At 72.9% G+C, this 16,941-nt stretch carries 11 protein-coding genes; 9 read left to right on the forward strand and 2 right to left on the reverse strand.

Annotated features, from left to right (window positions below):
- Positions 1-220: 220 nt before the first annotated feature.
- The 4 genes from ACPZVR_RS00870 (at position 221) to ACPZVR_RS00885 (ending at position 2,915) form a co-directional block, all read left to right on the forward strand.
- Entirely contained in the window at positions 221-781 is a 561-nt protein-coding gene (locus ACPZVR_RS00870; RefSeq protein ID WP_436697674.1) for an LPXTG cell wall anchor domain-containing protein, read from the forward strand.
- Positions 774-1,403 carry a 2OG-Fe(II) oxygenase gene (locus ACPZVR_RS00875; RefSeq protein WP_436697675.1) on the forward strand — a complete coding sequence of 210 codons (630 nt, stop codon included), beginning with the start codon at positions 774-776 and terminating at the stop codon, positions 1,401-1,403. The genes ACPZVR_RS00870 and ACPZVR_RS00875 overlap by 8 nt, the downstream gene beginning before the upstream one ends.
- A 47-nt stretch (positions 1,404-1,450) precedes the next feature.
- Positions 1,451-2,584 carry a hypothetical protein gene (locus ACPZVR_RS00880; RefSeq protein WP_436697676.1) on the forward strand — a complete coding sequence of 378 codons (1,134 nt, stop codon included), beginning with the start codon at positions 1,451-1,453 and terminating at the stop codon, positions 2,582-2,584.
- 109 nt (positions 2,585-2,693) lie between these two features.
- Positions 2,694-2,915: a hypothetical protein gene (locus ACPZVR_RS00885; protein WP_436697677.1), complete on the forward strand. Its 222-nt coding sequence runs from the start codon at positions 2,694-2,696 to the stop codon at positions 2,913-2,915.
- Positions 2,916-2,920: 5 nt separating this feature from the next.
- Here the strand turns inward: ACPZVR_RS00885 and ACPZVR_RS00890 are convergent, their stop codons facing one another.
- Positions 2,921-5,272, reverse strand: coding sequence for a sensor histidine kinase (locus ACPZVR_RS00890; protein ID WP_436697678.1), 2,352 nt, complete (start codon positions 5,270-5,272; stop codon positions 2,921-2,923).
- A gap of 150 nt (positions 5,273-5,422) precedes the next feature.
- Between ACPZVR_RS00890 and ACPZVR_RS00895 the strand changes: the two genes are divergently transcribed.
- Complete coding sequence (locus ACPZVR_RS00895) at positions 5,423-6,094, forward strand: response regulator (protein ID WP_436697679.1); 672 nt, start codon at positions 5,423-5,425, stop codon at positions 6,092-6,094.
- Positions 6,095-6,283: 189 nt separating this feature from the next.
- Here ACPZVR_RS00895 and ACPZVR_RS00900 read toward each other — a convergent pair whose 3' ends face one another.
- A complete protein-coding gene (locus ACPZVR_RS00900; RefSeq protein ID WP_436697681.1) occupies positions 6,284-8,119 on the reverse strand; it encodes a DUF7507 domain-containing protein in 1,836 nt (611 codons plus the stop codon).
- A gap of 344 nt (positions 8,120-8,463) precedes the next feature.
- Here ACPZVR_RS00900 and ACPZVR_RS00905 point away from each other — a divergent pair, with 344 nt between their 5' ends.
- The 4 genes from ACPZVR_RS00905 to ACPZVR_RS00920 all read left to right on the forward strand — a co-directional run bounded on the left by ACPZVR_RS00905 (position 8,464) and on the right by ACPZVR_RS00920 (position 16,927).
- The gene (locus ACPZVR_RS00905; RefSeq protein ID WP_436697682.1) at positions 8,464-9,159 is read left to right on the forward strand and encodes a response regulator; all 696 of its coding nucleotides are present in this window, start codon (positions 8,464-8,466) and stop codon (positions 9,157-9,159) included.
- 376 nt (positions 9,160-9,535) lie between these two features.
- Positions 9,536-10,105, forward strand: coding sequence for a class F sortase (locus tag ACPZVR_RS00910; RefSeq protein WP_436697683.1), 570 nt, complete (start codon positions 9,536-9,538; stop codon positions 10,103-10,105).
- 294 nt (positions 10,106-10,399) lie between these two features.
- Positions 10,400-11,977: a helix-turn-helix transcriptional regulator gene (locus ACPZVR_RS00915; protein ID WP_436697684.1), complete on the forward strand. Its 1,578-nt coding sequence runs from the start codon at positions 10,400-10,402 to the stop codon at positions 11,975-11,977.
- Between the two features lie 171 nt (positions 11,978-12,148).
- Positions 12,149-16,927 (forward strand): SdrD B-like domain-containing protein, encoded by a 4,779-nt coding sequence (locus tag ACPZVR_RS00920; protein WP_436697685.1) that lies wholly within the window; start codon positions 12,149-12,151, stop codon positions 16,925-16,927.
- The last annotated feature ends 14 nt before the right edge of the window (positions 16,928-16,941 follow it).

A 16,941-nucleotide genomic window follows, 5' to 3' on the forward strand; every position in this document is an offset into this window, starting at 1 on the left:
GGGCGCGACCGGCCCGAAGGGTGAGACCGGCCCGGCGGGAGCCGACGGCCTGCCGGGCGACGATGGGGACCCCGGACCGACCGGTCCGGCTGGTCCGGTCGGAGCGCCTGGCGACACCGGGGAGTCCGGTCCGGCCGGTGAGCCCGGCCTGCCGGGCGAGCCCGGGCCTCCGGGAGAGCCAGGGACTCCGGGTGCCGGGCCCGCACGGATCGTCCACGCCGTGGTGGCCACCGACTGCTCCGCGTTCGACCCCGCGTGCGTCGCGACCGTCACCGGTGCGCCGGGCCCGGCCGGCGCCACCGGCCCGAAGGGACCCACGGGCGAGCCCGGCGAGGCCGGCCTCGACGGCGCGCCCGGAGCGCCGGGACCGCAGGGCCCCGCCGGCCCACGAGGCGACACCGGGGAGCCCGGTGCTCCCGGACCGCAAGGACCACAGGGACCGATGGGCGAGCCCGGACCCCCGGGAGAGCCGGGAACGCCGGCCGGGCCCGGGCGCGTCGTGCACGCGGTCGCCGCCACCGCGGGCACCGTGCACACCTTCCCGGAGATCTGCGCGGGCAAGGTCGCAGGCGAGAACGACCAGAAGAACGACGGGAAGAGCGGCGGGAAGAAGGACGATGGCGACGTCGAGGCGGCATCGGCCGGCAACGGCTCGGGCGGCCTCCCGGCGACGGGTGCGGCAGCCGGCACGCTCGGCATGCTCGCGCTCGGCACCGCCATGACCGCCGCCGGCGTGGTCGTGGTCCGGCGCTCGCGCACGGACCGGACCGCTCATGAGTGAGAGCCTCGTGGAGACGGAGGGCGCCGCGGCGTCCCCGTCTCCACGGAGCATCGTCTACCGGCTCTGGAACGGCGTGATCCCGCCCGAGGTCTGCCAGGCGGTGATCGACTCGTTCGCCGACGAGGAGCTGTACCCCGCCACGATCCAGCTCGCCAGCCGCCCGGTGGAGGTCGTCTCCGAGCAGCGCAAGACCAAGCACACCTTCATCGAGCCCGGTCACTGGGCCGGGGCACTGGTCTCGCACTTCGCCCATCTCGCGAACCTGCTGTGGAGGTTCGACGTGACCGGTCTCGGCACGCTGAGCATCCTGCGCTACGACGTGGGCGACCAGTTCGCCTGGCATGTCGACGCGCTGAGCTACAACAGCACGGACTACGGGGAGCTGGGTACCGGACTCGAGCGCAAGGTCAGCGTGACCGTCAATCTCTCGGACCCGAGCGGTTACCAGGGCGGCGACCTGGAGTTCATGAACGGCGTCGGGCAGTTGCTGGCCCAACCCCAGCTGCGCGAGCAGGGTTCGGTCGTCGTCTTCCCATCGACGGTGGGCCACCAGGTCACGCCCGTGACCTCGGGAACGCGGTACTCGCTGGTGGGCTGGATGGTCGGGCCGCCCCTGAGGTGAGGGCGGGCACGAGACACCGAGGAAGGTGGGTCCTGGCGGCGCTGGCGGTGATCGGCCTGTTCGCGCTGCCAGGACCGCTCCCGGGGACCGCCGACGGGACGGCGCGGACCGTGGTCCAGGACACCATCGAGGTCTGGGTCTGCACGGTCCCGCTCGACACCCAGGCGCCCATCTACCAGCCGTCGGCGCTGCGGCTGGACCTTGACCCAGCCGTCGTCGCGGGACAGCTCGACGAGCCCGTGCGGCGCTGGTTCGCGACCCTCTCCCACGGCCGTTACGCCCCGCGCTTCGTCGCCGGCGGGGTGCTGGCCCTGGGCGTCGCCGAGGGCGGGGACGAGTGTCTGGGGCGGGCCCAGGACCGCTCGCGCCGGACGGCGGACGCCGTTCTCGCCGTCGCGAACGCGGAGCACCGTGCCGACGCCCACGGCGGCCACGGCTACGCCGGCGCCGGGTGCGCACCGGCGGCCGCGCCCTGCCCGGCGAGCGTCTCCCGGCGCGGCGCCTACGTCGGCGCCAGCGATTTTCACCCCGACTGGGGGCCGTTGCCGGCCTTCGACCTCGTCGAGCACGAGTTGGGGCACACCCTGGGCTGGCCGCACTCCGGAAGCCCGGCGTCGGAGTACGACAGCGCGCTGGACGTGATGAGCGACAGCACCGCACCCCGGTCGGCGTACCCCGGCGAGCGCCACGCCGGTGGCACCCTCGGCGTCAACCTGGCCGACGCCGGCTGGATCCCGGAGAGCGACATCGTGCAGGCGCCTCGGGACGGCTCCGTCTCGGCATACCGGATCGAGCGTTCTGCCGGACCGACCGGACTGCGGCTGCTCGAGCTACCGCTCACCGCGGACCGGTATCTCTCCGTGGAACTGCTGACCGCGGACGATCTCCACCGCCATCTCCCCGAGTCGGGCATCGCGATCACCCTGGTCGACGCGTCGGCGGCGGCCTGCGGTACGCCGTGCAACCGGCTGCGGCGCCGGCATGTCGCGCAGGGGCACGTCCCGCCCTACACGGATCTGCTCCAGGCCGGCGAGGGCCCGTGGTCGGGCCATGGCTGGCGGGTCGAGGTCGACAGCATCGATGACGGTACGGCGGTCGTCACGGTCACCCATCGACCCGTCGCTCCGGTGCGGTCTGCTGAACCGGTCCGGTGGGCCCGGCCGTTCGACCGAGTCAGGTGACCGGAGGCGCATCATCAATCGCGCTGCCCGGTGTCTACCAGGTGTGATCCCACCACATGAAGACGCAGCAGGCGACGACCCTGGTGATGCCAGCCGTAAGCTCGACCTGGTGGTCGAGCGCTGGGCCCGTGACCTGGTCGCCCGACTGGACCAGCCCTACGCGGTCATGGTCCGCACCACGTGGGTGACGGAGTACCTCGGCCCCTTCCCGAGCGCGCTGGCCGCCGCGTGCGCCGCCGAGCACGAGACGCGTGACAACGACCTGCTGCCCACGGACGAGCAGGTCTCGGTGCGTCTGCTTCCGCTCCGCCCGCCGACGGACGCCGCCTGATCGGATCAGGCTTCGAGGTCGACGACGATCTCCACGATGTCCTGGGCGGCGACGGAGAGCACCCGGGCGCCGTCGGCGAGCGGGCCGTCGGCCGCGCGCACGCCGCTGGCGAGGTGCGGATGGGGGCCGACGAGCGTCATCCGCGCACCCGTGGGGCCGGGGAAGAGCGTCACGGTCAGCTCCTGGCCGGCCGGCGTCGCGGCCACCGCGGCGAGCAGCAGGCGGCCCAGCTCGGCGGCGACGTCCGCGGAGGGGTCCTCGCCGCCGGCGCGGACGACCAGGCGTACGCCGCGGTCGTGGGCGTCGCTCAGGGCCCGGGCGAACCACTCGCCCATGTGCACCAGGTCGGGGTGGAGCAGGGTGAGCTGGCGCAGGTAGGCCTCCTCCACGGCGCACTGGGCGCGCAGCGCCGGATCGGCGGGGTCGACGGCCGCGCGTGCGGTCTCCAGCAGCCCGAGGGAGCGGTTCAGCCCGGCCGTCCGCCAGCGCGCCCGGGCCCGGTCGGCTGCCTCGCGCTCGGCCAGCCGGGTGCGCGCGGCCCAGGCGGCACGCTGGTCGGCGGCGGCGCGGACGCCGATCGCGCCGATCGCGTGCTGGAACCGCCGCCACGCCCCGATCAGTCCGAGCGCCGCGGTGCCGGCGATCAGCACGATGGTCCGGGCGGCCGAGGAGGACTCGCCGACGGCGACGGCGACGGCGAGCACCACGACCGCGTAGCCGAGGCCCACCCACACGATGGTGGTCCGACGCGGGGCCAGCTCGGCGAGGATCACCAGGAGCCCGGTGGCGCCGACGGCCTGCCAGAGCACCGGATCGTCCCGGCCGTAGTCGACGGAGGCCGCGGAGAGCACGAAGGCCGCGCCAGAGGCGACGGCGAGGGCGAGGACCACCCAGGCCGGCAGCGTCCGCCGACTCCGGGTGCACCACCAGGCCAGCGCGGTGCCGAGGGTGGAGAGCAGTGCCATGAGGTACTCCGGCGTCGGCTCGCCGGGATGGTTGCCGACCGCGAGCACGAAGCCGATGGCGGACACGCCTCCGGCGTAGACGAGGCAGGCACGACGGCGCAGGACCCGCACGACACGGGTGATGTCACCGCGACGACGGCGGGGTCGGGGCGCGCTGTCCGATCCGCCCGGCACGGTGAGTCGGACCCGGGTCCCGGCTCCCGGGGCGGTGTCGAGATCGACGTCGATGCCGACCTCGCGCGCCCGGTCGAGCACCGACGTGGCCAGCCCGCCGGCCCGGCCGGCGCGAGCGGCCCGGGGGTCGAAGCCGACACCGTCGTCGGCCACCGTGACGACGAGATCGCCGTCGCGCGTCTCCGCGTGCACCCGGACCTCGTCGACGCCGGCGTGCTTGGCCGCGTTCTGCACCAGCTCGGTGGTCGCGCGCCGCAGGGCGCGCAGGCGCGCGGGAGCCAGGGCGTCCTCGATCCTCGTCAGGTCGGCGTCGTCCAGCCCCAGGTGACGGACCCGGACCCGAGCGTCGTACGACGCCGCGCGGATGCCGTCGTCGTCGCCGGTCGGCTCGGCGCCGGCCTGCAGCGCGGCGACGGTCGCGATGTCGCGGGCGCAGCGCTGGCGGACCGCCTCGGCGTCGCGGACCGCGCCCCCGCCGCTGGCGATCGCGGCCAGGGTGTTGATCACCGTGTCGTGCAGCACCCGGGTGTCCTCGGCCGCCGCGCGGCTGGCGGCGACCTGGGACGCCACGGCCGCCTGGTCGCGGTGTGCCGCCGCTGCCTCCGCGTCGGCGCGGCTCGCGAAGTCGAAGAGGTAGGACTGGCCGACCCGGGTGGCGAGCACGATGGCCCAGACGGTGACGAAGACCGCCACGGGCAGGGTCGGCGGCAGGTCGGGCCGTAGCGCCAGCATGGCGGCGGGCACCAGCACGGAGGAGAGCGCCGGGAGCACCAGCGCCGTACGACCGCGCAACACGAACGCCGGCGTGACGCCGCCGAGGTTCATCATCCAGCAGGACGCGAACAGCAGCGGGTCGTCCATCGAATCGGCCGCCGCCCAGTCGGCGAGGAAGAGCGCGTAGACCCCGAGCACCGGCAGCCAGGTCGGCAGCCGTCCGTCCCGTGTGGCGAGGGTCGCGACCAACATGCCGGCATGAGCGACAAGAAGGGGGAGCAGGGCGGACACGCGGCCCGGTGACGCGACGACGGCGATCAGCATGACGAGCTGCCACGCGGCGGTGCCCATCAAGAAGGCTCGCGTCAGCGCGTCGGTCAGGCTGCGCGTCGCCCAGCCGCTGACGTCCGGAGTGAACGGTGCCGTCCGCCGCAGCAGGTCGCGGACCAGGCGGTGGACCAGCTCCCGGCGCTGCCCGCGACCGGGCTCTCGGACGATCTGCACCCGACCACCCTGCCGCACGGACCGGCCGGGCGTGGCGACAGTCTGTCCTTCCGGCCGCGATCCCGCCCGCGATGTCACCCGGCATCCTTCGGCGGGCGAGTTCTGCTCACCTGTGCACGGCCGGACGCCGGACCTGCCAGAATGCGACTCGTGGGAGCGGGGGAGGCGACGACCGAGGTCTGGCGCGTGGCGCTGGTGGAGGATCACCTGCTGCAGCGACGCCGCACCGAGGAGATCCTGGGACGCGAGTCGGGGCTGACCGTCGTCGCGAGCTGCAGCACGCTTCCGGAGTTCCTCGCCTGGGTCCAGCGGACCCCCGTACACGGGCGCCCGCACCTGCTCGTTCTCGACCTCAGCGTGGACCGCGGACCGAGCGTGGATCCCGACGTCGTGGCCCGGTTGATCGATGCCGGGCTGCGGGTCCTGGTGCTCTCCGCGCTCGCGTCGCCCGGTCTGGTCCGCTCGGTGATCAAGGCCGGCGTGGCCGGCATCGTGGGCAAGCGCGACTCCGAGCAGGACGTGATCGACGCCGTGTGGACGGTGCTGCGGAGGGGTGAGTGGATGACGCCCGACCTGGCGGCCGTCATCGCGGCCGATGTCGACCGCCCGCAGCTCAGCGACCAGGAGGAGCGCGCACTCGTCCTGTATGCCTCCGGACTCACCCTCGGCGCGGTCGCCGAGGCGCTGGGCGTCAAGCCGGAGTCGGCCAAGACCTACATCGCCCGGGTGAAGTCGAAGTACGCCGCGGCCGGTCGGCCGGTCCGGTCGAAGGTCGACCTCAGCCGGATCGCCCTCGACGACGGGTACGTCGAGCGCGGCTGACGACGCCCCACGAGCAGGTCTCGGTGAGCGCTCTCCTCCGTCCGCCGCCGGAACGCCGGCCGACCGCGTCGCGACGGGCCGTCCTGCGCCTGCCTCGACTCCTCGTTCCTGCATGACGAAGGGGCCGCACCCGGTCGGGCGCGGCCCCTTCACCTTCGACATCCTCCCCCCGGGAGATGCCTGTCTGGATCAGCGTCCGGAGAGGCTCCGGGCGCCGGTCGCGGGCGTGCCCGCCACCTTCTTGGTCTTCTTCAGCTTCGGCGTCTTGACCTTGGCCTTCGACGGCAGCGACTGGACCGGGTTGCCGGCGGGGGTGGTGCCGGTAGCCGTGGCGACGTTGACGACCTTGCCGGCGACCAGGTCGCGCTTGTGGACCTTGTAGGTGGCCGTGCAGGTGATCGAGGCGCCCGGGGCGAGGCCGGTGGCCGCGAGTGCCGGGCACTTCGGGGTCAGGGTGCCCTTGCCGCTGAACTCCTGCTCGGCGATGGTGACGGTCTTCAGCGCGATGTTGCCGGTGTTGGTCACCGTGAAGGTGTACTTGATCTTCTGGCCGAGCTTGGTGACCTTCTTGGGCGTCGCCTTCTTGACCAGCGCGACGCTCGGAGCCGCCGGCTGCACGGTGGCCGCCGCGGTGTTGTTGGCCGGGTTGCCACGGTCGGTGACGCTCACGTTGTTCAGCACCGGCGCGTTGCCCGTGAGGACCTTGCTGTAGACCAGGGTCAGCTTCTCGCCGTTGTCGAGACCGCGGACCCCGTCGCCCACCGGCCGCGAGCAGTCGAGCTCGCCGTCGGCGGGGATCGCCGATCCGACCGCGGTGTCACAGGTGAACGGCGTGCCGCTGCCGCTGGCCTGGACGGACACCAGGGTGCCGCCGCCGGCCTTGTCGTCGGTCACGGTCACGGTGTCGTCGATGCCCATCAGGTCGGGACCGTTGTTGGTGATCACCAGGGTGTAGGTCACCGGCGTGCCGGACTCGAACACCTCGGCCGCGGCCGTCTTGGTGACCGACAGGTCGTAGTTGCACGGCACCCACTCGATCTCACCGGTGCCGTTGCGGCTCGGCTCGTCGTCGGCCAGTTTCTCGCCCTCGGCCTGGGGGATGAAGTCCGCGCCCTGGGCGGTGTCGAAGTAGCTGGAGCCGCCGCCACCGCCGCCGCCGATGATCAGACCGTTCCCGCCGTTGACGTCGCCGATGGTGGTGGCGCCGCCGCCGCCGCCGAAGTAGCCGGCGCCGCCGCCGCCGCCCTGGTCGAGGCCGTTCGGTCCGCCGCCCTGGCCGCCGTTGCGGCCGTCCCCGGGAAGGCCGTTGTTGTCGGCGTCGGTCGCGTGGACGCCGCCGGCGCCGGGCGCGCCGGTGTCGCCGCCCTGGCCGCCGCCGGGAGCTTCAGGCGTGTCCGCGGCGGCGTCGTTGCCGGCCGCACCGTCCTGGCCGGCCCACGCTCCGGGACCGTCGACGACGCCGGCGTGACCGCCGCCGCCCGCGTCGGGGTTGTGGCCGCCGCCGGATCCGCCGCCGCCGCCGACCAGGGCGACGAGGTTGTCGTTGAGGGCGAAGCTGGTGTAGCCGCCGCCACCGCCGCCGGTGTGGCCGCCCGGACCGCCGTTGCCGCCCTTGTCGTCACCCGACGCGCCGCCGAGGCCGCCGCCGGTGCCACCGGCGCCGACCACCCCGGTGAGCACGTCGCTGGGTGCGAGCGGGATCCGGAACTGGACCCGGGCGCCCTGGCCGCCGCCGATCTGGACCGGATTGTCCGGGTCCTCCGTCTCCGGGTCGTCGTCGCCACCCGAGACGGCCGTGCCGCCGTTGGCGCCCTCGAGGGTGACCACTGCCGCGCAGGAGCCGGGCGCGGGGGTCACCTCGAACTCGCCGACGTCTAGCGTGAGCGGCTCGTCGGGGGGCGTGGCGGGATCGGCGTGCGACGTGGGCACGCTGCCGAAGATGCTGATCGTGGCGGTCGCGGTGGCCAGCGCAGCGATGCCGGCGAGCCTCACGCGGCGACGGGGGTGCGTTGTCAGTACGGACATAGCCGGTTTTGTAGCGGCCTTCCAGCGCTGGGGATCCCCAAAATTGGGGAACTCGGCTCAAATGCCCCCCGAACGGGTGACGGGGCGATGCGCGTGGCGTACGACCATGCTGGAGCCGCGGGCGTGGAGCCCCACCCCAGTGATGCCGACCGATGGCCGGTGTGCCGCTGCCCGCACGCCGACCGGGGCCTCGAGCGGCCGTCGACGGACCCTGGCGTGCCTGCCGAGCGTCCCCCCATCCTTCCACCGGATCGTGTCCGAGCGGGCCTTCGCCTGCGCCCGAGACGTCGGTGATGCCCGGGGACAGGTGACGAGACAGCGCGAGATTCAGGAGGGTTCCAGCGGTGACAGAGGTGCAGGAGGGCGGGCCGGCGTGCTGGCGCGTCGCGATCGTCGAGGACCACCGGTTGCAGCGACTGCGAACCGAGGAGCTGATCAACCGGCAGCCGGGCCTGCGGGTCGTGCGCTCCTGCGAGACACTCGACGAGCTGACCGCCTGGATGGCCGACGGCTCGCCGCAGTCCATGCCCCACGTCGTCATCCTCGACCTCGTGGTCGACCGTGGTCGCGACGCCGACCCAGCCGTCGTCGCCCGGTTGATCCGCTCCGGAATGCGCGTCCTGGTGCTCTCTGCGCTGGTTTCGGTGCCGCTCGTGCGCGCCATGATCCGCGCCGGAGTCTCCGGTTTCGTGGGCAAGCGGGACACCGAGGAGGACGTCATCGCCGCGGTCTGGGCCGTGCTGCGGCGCCGGCAGTGGGTCACCCCGGAGCTGGCGAGCGTGATGGCGGGGGACGCCCAGCGGCCCCGGCTCAGCGACCAGGAAGAGCGTGCCCTGGTTCTCTATGCCTCCGGGCTGACTCTCGACGCGGTTGCCGTCGCCCTCGGCGTGAAGCCCGACACCGTCAAGAAGTACCTCGAGCGGGTGAAGGCCAAGTACGCCGAGGTGGGGCGTCCCGTGCGGACCAAGATCGATCTCAACCGGGAGGCGATCCGAGACGGACTGATGACTCCGTCGCCCGTCGAGAACGACGGCGGGTGAACCGCGTCCCCTTGCTGGCCGCGAGTGTCGCGTACCAAGGCGTCCAATTCGATGACCCGACTCTGCCCCCGTTTCAGGGGACATTTCGCGACCGGATCTGCGGACGCACGGAGTCGGCCGCGCTTGTGCGGCTAGCGTCGTCCGGCGTGGCGGCCGGAATCGTCCGTGCGCGCTCCGGATCGCCCGCAGGCCCCAAGGCATCGGCTTCCTGGAGGTACTCGTGCCCCCCGACCAACCCGGAGTGCGGCAGGTCGAGCAGACTGCCGGCCCCTTTGTCAGGTTCCCTGACCATGCCCGCCCTGCTCGGGGCGGCCGTAGGAAGGGGTTCGCCGGCCTCCGCACCGCCGCCCACGCCGGCCTCGCCGCGGTCCTGACCGTGACCGTCGCCGTCGCGCTGGGGAGTGCCGCCGTCCCTCGTGCGGACGGGACCCCGGACGAGAGGCTGCGCGTCGCCACTGCGTGCACCACGCCGGCCGGCCCGCTCTCGCCGGCGACGGTCAGCATCCCGGCGATCGACCGGTCCGTCCGCGTCGTTCGTGTGCGCCGTACTCCCTCGGGTGCGGTCGGCACTCCGCCGGTCACCCAGCGCGGCAAGTGGCTGATGGGCCTCGACCCGCAGGTGCGGCCGGGAGGTGGCAAGGGCACGGTGATCATGGCGGCGCACACCTGGCCCGACAACTCCGCGCTCGGCAACGCGCTCCTGCGTTCGCTGGCCGTGGGTGACCGGCTGGTGCTCGGCAACGGGTCCGCGACCGCCTGCTACCAGGTCACCAAGCGCAAGAAGTACGGCGCCGCCAAGGTCCCCCGCAAGAAGGCCTTCCGCTGGTGGGGGCCGGAACAGCTGGTGGTCGTGGTGTGCTCGGGCAAGCGGCTCGGTCCGGGGCGCTGGACACACCGCACGATCTGGTACGCGACGCCCGTCTCCGGCGGTGCTGCGGCAGGGTGAAACCGGACCGCCTGTTGCGCCCTGGAACACCCTCGGCGCCTCCGCCGGCTCGAAGCGGGCCTCATGGGCCGCGTCGCCGGATGCGCGCCGGCAGCCTCCGTGGTGCTGGGCGGTCGAGGGCCGGTCGATCTCGAGTGGGGTGATGACGCGTCCCCCGATCGGGGGGCAAATCGGCTCCCATCGAGGGACATCGGGGTCGTCGGCCTCCGCCCTGCGCCAGGCTGCACCGCGACGCAACAGCGCGCGCCCCGGCGGCCGGCCGGGGGATGAGCCCCGGCGAGGAGGCCCCACCCGATGTCCACGGTCAGATCCGTCGACGCCCTCGGCGCGCTGGTGGCCGCGGGGCGGACGGGTGAGGCGATCGACGCGTTCGAGTCCGGCTGGGTGGAGCTGTGGTACGTCACCGAGCCGGCCGCGCTCCGCGCCTTCCTCGCCGCACTGCCGCCTGACCGGATCGCCGGGAGCCCGGGCCTGCGGTTCGTCGCCGTCGCCAGCGGCCTGACGACAGGCCCCGAGGCTTGGGCGCTGGTCGACAAGTCGATGGCGCGGATCCGGAGCGGCCACCGCAGCGACGAGGAGGTCCTGCTCGCCCATCTGCTGTCGAGCCACCAGCACCGCGCCACCGGGCAGTACCTCCAGGCCCGCCTGCTCCTGGACGGTGCCCGGCCGGTCACCACCCGGATCGCCTTCGTGAGCGAGGGTGACGTCGACCCCGCGCTGCTCGCCTTCTCCCGCCTGCAGTACGGGATCACCGCCCTGCTCGGCGGCGACGTGGCCGGCGCCCGCAACCTGCTCCAGGCGGCGTACGACGCCGAGGGGCTCCACGGCTCGCCGGCCGGCCGGGCGTACGTCGGCTCCCACCTGGCGCTGGTGTGCGCCGTCGCCGGGGAGCTGCTCGCCGCCGAGGAGCACCTCGCCCGGGCCGAGGCGTTCGCGGCCGGTCTCGGGCGCGTCGTCACGGCGACCGCGGACGCGCTGCGGCTGGCCCGGCTGATCCTGTTCATCGACCGCCGCATCCTCCCCGGCGCCGGCCGGATCGTGCAGGCCCGCAAGCCCGCCTCCTTCGGCGTGCTGTGGCCGCTCGCCCTGTGGGCGCACGTCCAGTTCCTGCTGCTCACCGGGCGGCACGAGGCCGGCCTGCGCCTGGTGGCCCAGGCCGAGACCGCGACGCTCGGCGACGACACCGGCGAGGGCATCGCGTCCGAGGTCGGCCGAGCGACCCGCGCCGACCTCAACCTGGCGCTGGGCAACGTGCGGGAGGCCTGGGTCGCCGTCGAGCCGGGCAGCTCCCGGTCGCCGTGGTCGGCGGTCGCGGAGGCGACGGTGCTCTACGTCAGCGGCGAGTTCGAGACGGTCCGGTACGCCGCCCGGGTGGCCCGCGCCGCGCACGACCTCACCCCCCGGGAGTCGGTCCGGCTGCGCGGCCTCGAGGCGGCCGCCTGCATCGCCGGCGGCGACGACGACAGTGCCCGCCGCATGCTCGACGCCATCGTCGCCCTCGCGCGCAAGCAGGGCTGGCGCTCCTTCGTCTCGTGCCTGCCCCGGCCGCTGGTCGCCTTCGCGCTCCGGGAGGGCCGGCTGCCGGCCGAGCTCGCCGAGGGCGCCCGGGACGCGGTCGGGATCTGGGTGCCCGGGCCCGCGCTCGCCGCGCCGCTGTCGCCGCGGGAGCGCCTCGTCTTCCGGCTGCTGCTCGAAGGAGTGGCCCGCGCCGACATCGCCGACCGGCTCGGGGTCTCGATCAACACCGTCAAGACCCAGATCCGCAGCCTCTACTCCAAGCTCGGCGTCACCAGCCGCGCCGAGGTGCTGCAGAAGGTCGCCCTGATGCCGCCCGACTGGACCTACGACGTGCCCGACTGGTCGGGGACGTGACGTGGTCCGCACCCCCGTTCCAGACCGCCTGCCGGGCATCGACCATCCGTCGTGGGTGAGCGCGCCTCGCCCCGATTCATCCCTTTTTACGAAGGAGTCCGGGTGCTCCCGCACCGGAAATACCATCGCGCGCATGTCCGAGGCATGCTCCGACCGAGGAGAGACAACCTGATGAAACGCTGGCTCGAGCAGGTGAGGTCGTCGCTGTCGGCGGCTCCGGTCCGGGGGCTGACGGCCCTGGCCGTGGTCGCGTCGGGCACCGCGGTGGTGGGTGTGGCCCAGGTGGCCGCGCCGGCGTACGCGGCGCCGGGTGACGGCACGGTCAAGGTGCGGGTGGTCCAGGACTACAACGGCAACGGCAGCTGGGACGATCCGTTCGTCGAGCCGGGACTCGCCGGCGTGACGGTGCGGGTCACGGACAGCGCTGGCGTCAGCCAGGACCTGACCACGGACGCGGACGGCCTGGTCACCGTCGTCGGCACGCCCGGCAGCTACCGGGTGCAGGCGATCAACCCCGACCCGGCGACCCTTCAGCCGGCGTTCGCTCGGGAGAAGACCGGCACGGCCGACACGCCCAGCGCCAAGTGGCTGTCCTCGAACGACGAGTTCGTGACCGTGGCGGCCGACAAGACGGTCGACGTCACGACCGCCTTCTGGGACGTCCGGGACTACTGCCAGTCGAACCCGTTGATCGTCAACGCCTGCCAGCCGCCGATCTTCACGCCCGGCGGCGCGCTCGCGAACAACGACACCGCGGAGACGCTCTTCACCGCGCCGTACCGGGCGTGGGGCAACGACCGCGGCAAGACCTCGATCGCCACCAAGGCCGACACCGGCGCGGTCTACGGCATCGGCTACCGCAAGCAGGACAAGCGGATCTTCGCGGCGGCCTTCGCCAAGCGCGGTATCGCCTACGGCCCCGGCGGCCCCGGTGCGATCTATGTGACTCCGCGCGACGGTGGCGCGACCTCTCTGTGGGGAACCGTGCCCAATCCCGGTACCCGCGCTCACAGCTTCGACACCGCCGGCCTGCGCCAGGACTGGGACTTCGCACCGGCCGTGGGCAAGGAGTCGCTGGGTGACCTCGACATCTCCGAGGACGGCGACGACCTGCAGGTGATCAACCTCAACGACCGCAAGCTCTACGTGTACGACGCGACGGCAGCCACGATGGGCGCGCCGACCCACGTCGTCGACCTGTCGGCGAACCCCGGCTGCGCCGCGGCCTCCGACTGGCGCCCGGGCGCGCTCGGCGAGCGCAACGGCGTGCTCTACGTCGGCGGTGTCTGCACGGCCGAGTCGACCCAGGACCCCGCCGACCAGCGGGCGATCATCCTGACCTTCGACGCGTCGACCTACACGCAGACCGGCACGGTGATGGACCAGACCATCAACCGCAAGCGCGAGGCGCAGTGGTTCCTCGCCGCGCAGTGCGACCCGCGCGACACCGCGGACGGCGTGCACAGCACGTCCTTCCGTCCGTGGAAGGACGGGATCAGCTGCAACTTCAAGAGCGGCGGCCGGCTGCCCGACCCGCAGGCGTGGATGGACGACATCGTCATCGAGAACAACGGTGACCTCGTCATGGCCTTCCGGGACCGCACCGGTGACCAGCAGATGGGCGCCAGCTCGCGCTACTACGCCAACACCGACGGCACCGGCGCCCTCGTCGGCGTCATCGACTACGTCGTCGCCGGTGACATCAACAAGGCCTGCCCGCCCGCCGGCGGCGGCGACTTCGTGCTCGACATCAACGGTGGCTGCGGCAAGGAGAACCGCGCCCAGACCGCGGTGTCGGACGAGTACTTCGGAGGCGACGGTGGCGTCCACGAGGAGGAGGCCTTCGGCGGTCTGGCGCTGAGCCGCGGCGAGCGCGGCATCGTCAGCAGCGCGATGGACCCGGCCGGCGGCATCTTCACCCAGGGCTACTTCCGGGTCGACCGTGAGACGGGCCGGCCGCTCATCTCCGGTGACGGCGGCACCCAGCCGACCTCGCCCGAGAGCCTGCAGGCCGACGGCGGCAACAGCGGCGGCAACCGGATCAGTGGCGCCGACAACTTCAGCAAGGGCCAGGGCATGGCCGACATGGAGGTGCTCTGCGACCTGGCGCCGATCCAGATCGGCAACCGGGTCTGGAACGACGGCAACGGGGACGGCGTGCAGGACCCGGGTGAGGACGGCATCGCCGGCGTCACCGTGAACCTGTACGACGCCCAGGGCAACCTCGTCGCAACGACGGTGACCAACTCGCGCGGCGAGTACTACTTCGACTCCGTCACCGACGGCGTCGAGTTCAACACCGACTACGTCATCCGCCTCGACAAGCCGACCGACTACACCGGCAGCGGCAAGCTGGCCGGCGTCGCGCTGAGCGACGCGGACCAGGGCACCGGCCCGGAGCAGGACCGGCTCGACTCCGACGGCACGACCGTCGGGGGCTACCCGGAGGCGTCGATCACCACCGGCAACCGCGGCGAGAACGACCACACCATCGACTTCGGCTTCAGTCCGGCGTCGGTGTCGGTGGGCAATTACGTGTGGATCGACAGCGACGGCGATGGCATCCAGGACCCGGGCGAGTCGGGCATCGAGGGTGTCGTGTTGAAGCTGACGGACGCGAACGGCGACCCGGTCGTCGACGTGAACGGGGACCCGGTCGGTCCGGTGACCACGGACGCCAACGGCCACTACCTGTTCGACAAGCTTCCCGTCCTCCCGCCCGGTGAGCACTACACGGTCACCATCGACCAGACGGCGACGTCGACGCAGACCGCGCTCGCGCCGTACCTCCCGACGCAGGCCGGTCAGGGCGGCGACCCCGCACTGGACTCGTCCCTGTGGACCGCGGACTCCACGGAGCTGACCACCGCGGGCGCGAAGGACCTGACCCTGGACTTCGGGTTCACCCCGAAGCCGGTCGCGGTCGGTGACTTCGTGTGGGTCGACAGCGACGGCGACGGCGTCCAGGACCCGGGCGAGCCCGGGATCCCCGGCGTCACGCTCACGCTGGTGGGCCCCGACGGCAACCCGGTTCCCGGTGTCGGGCCGGTCGTGACGGACGCGAACGGCTTCTACAGCTTCACGGACCTCCCGGTCCTCACCAACCCGGACGATCGCTACACCGTCCGGATCGACAACAGCCAGCCGGCGTTGGCGCCGTACGTCCCGACCCAGGCGGGTCAGGGCGGCGACCCGACGAAGGACTCGTCGACCGGCAGCGCCACCTCCGGGCCGCTCACGCAGCCCGAGGACCGCGACATGACCCTCGACTTCGGCTTCGTGCCGGCGAAGGTGTCGGTCGGCGACCTGGTGTGGGCCGACACGGACCGTGACGGCGTCCAGGACGCCGGCGAGCCGGGCATCGAGGGCGTCGTCCTCACGCTCGAGGGTCCGGACGGCGAGCCCGTGACCGACATCCACGGCAACGTCGTGGGTCCGGTGACCACGGACGCGGACGGCAACTACTCGTTCGACGACCTGCCTGTCCTGCCGGCCGGCCAGCACTACACGGTGAAGATCGACCGGACCGACCCGTCCACGATCGACGCGCTGGCCGACTACATCCCGACCCAGACGGGTCAGGGCACGCCGGCCACCGATTCCTCGACGTGGTCCGCGGAGTCGGGCGACCTGACCCGCGACGGCGACCGGGACCCGACCCTCGACTTCGGCTTCGTCCGTCCGGCGGTCTCCGTCGGCGACTTCGTGTGGGCCGACGCCGACCGTGACGGCATCCAGGACGCCGGCGAGGCCGGCATCCCGGGCGTCGTGCTGGTCCTGACCGGTCCGCGCGGCGAGACGGTGACCGACATCTACGGCAACCCCGTGGGCCCGGTCACCACCGGTGCCGATGGTCGCTACGTGTTCGAGAACCTCCCGGTGCTCGCGCCCGGCCAGAGCTACACGGTCGCCATCGACCGTGACGCACCGTCGACGCAGACGGCGCTCGCGCCGTACAGCCCGACCCAGGCCGGTGCGGGCGGCGACCGTGGCGCCGACTCGTCGACGTGGTCCGCGACCTCGGGCGATCTGGTCGAGGACGGCGACCGGGACCTCAGCCTCGACTTCGGGTTCGTGCTGCTGCCGGCCAAGGTCACGCTGACGACCGAGACGTCGCACGCCGAGGCCAAGGTCGGCGTGGCGCTGTCGGACGTCGTCACCATCAGCGGGTTCCGCAGCGGTGGCACGGCGACCGGGTCGGCGACGCTCTACGGCCCGTTCAGCAGCCCGGGTGCCGCGACCTGCACGCCCGCCACCGCGGTCGGCACCGTGGCCTTCACGCCGCAGAACGGCCGGGTGACCACCCCGTCGATCACGGTCAAGGCGCCGGGCTACTACACCTGGGTGGCCAGCACGACGGCCGACGACCTCAACGAGGCGGCGACCCACGCGTGCGGTCTCAAGGAGGAGACCAGCCTGGTCCGCCGTGCCGTCAACCCGGTCCGGGTGATCGACACCGGCTTCGAGGGCACCACGGCAGGCGGCACCAGCGCCCGCAAGGCCCAGCCCGCGAAGCTCGGGTTCGCCAAGCTCGGCATCCAGGCCAAGGTCAAGCCGATCGGCGTGACCGGCAAGAAGGCCAACGTCCCCGCGAACCGGAACCTCACCGGCTGGCTGCGGACCTCGGCCGAGCTGGGTGACGTCATCGGCACGGCGGTCATCGTCGGTCACGTCTCCGACAACCACGACCGGCCCGGTGCCTTCTTCGACCTGAAGAAGGCCAAGAAGGGCCAGACGGTCGAGCTGACGGACAAGTCGGGCGTGGTCCGGACCTACAAGGTCGTCAAGACCAAGCGGTACCTCCGGTCCAAGCTGCTGCCGAAGAAGCTCTTCTCGATGACGAGCCAGGCGCGGGTCCAGCTGGTCACCTGCACCGACAAGGTGACCTACGGCAACGGCCGGTTCCACTACCGCAAGAATCTGGTGGTGACCCTGGTCCCCGTGAGCTGAGCTGGGGGGCTCAG

The sequence above is a fragment of the Nocardioides segetis genome (assembly GCF_051390595.1).
Classification (GTDB): Bacteria; Actinomycetota; Actinomycetes; order Propionibacteriales; family Nocardioidaceae; genus Nocardioides.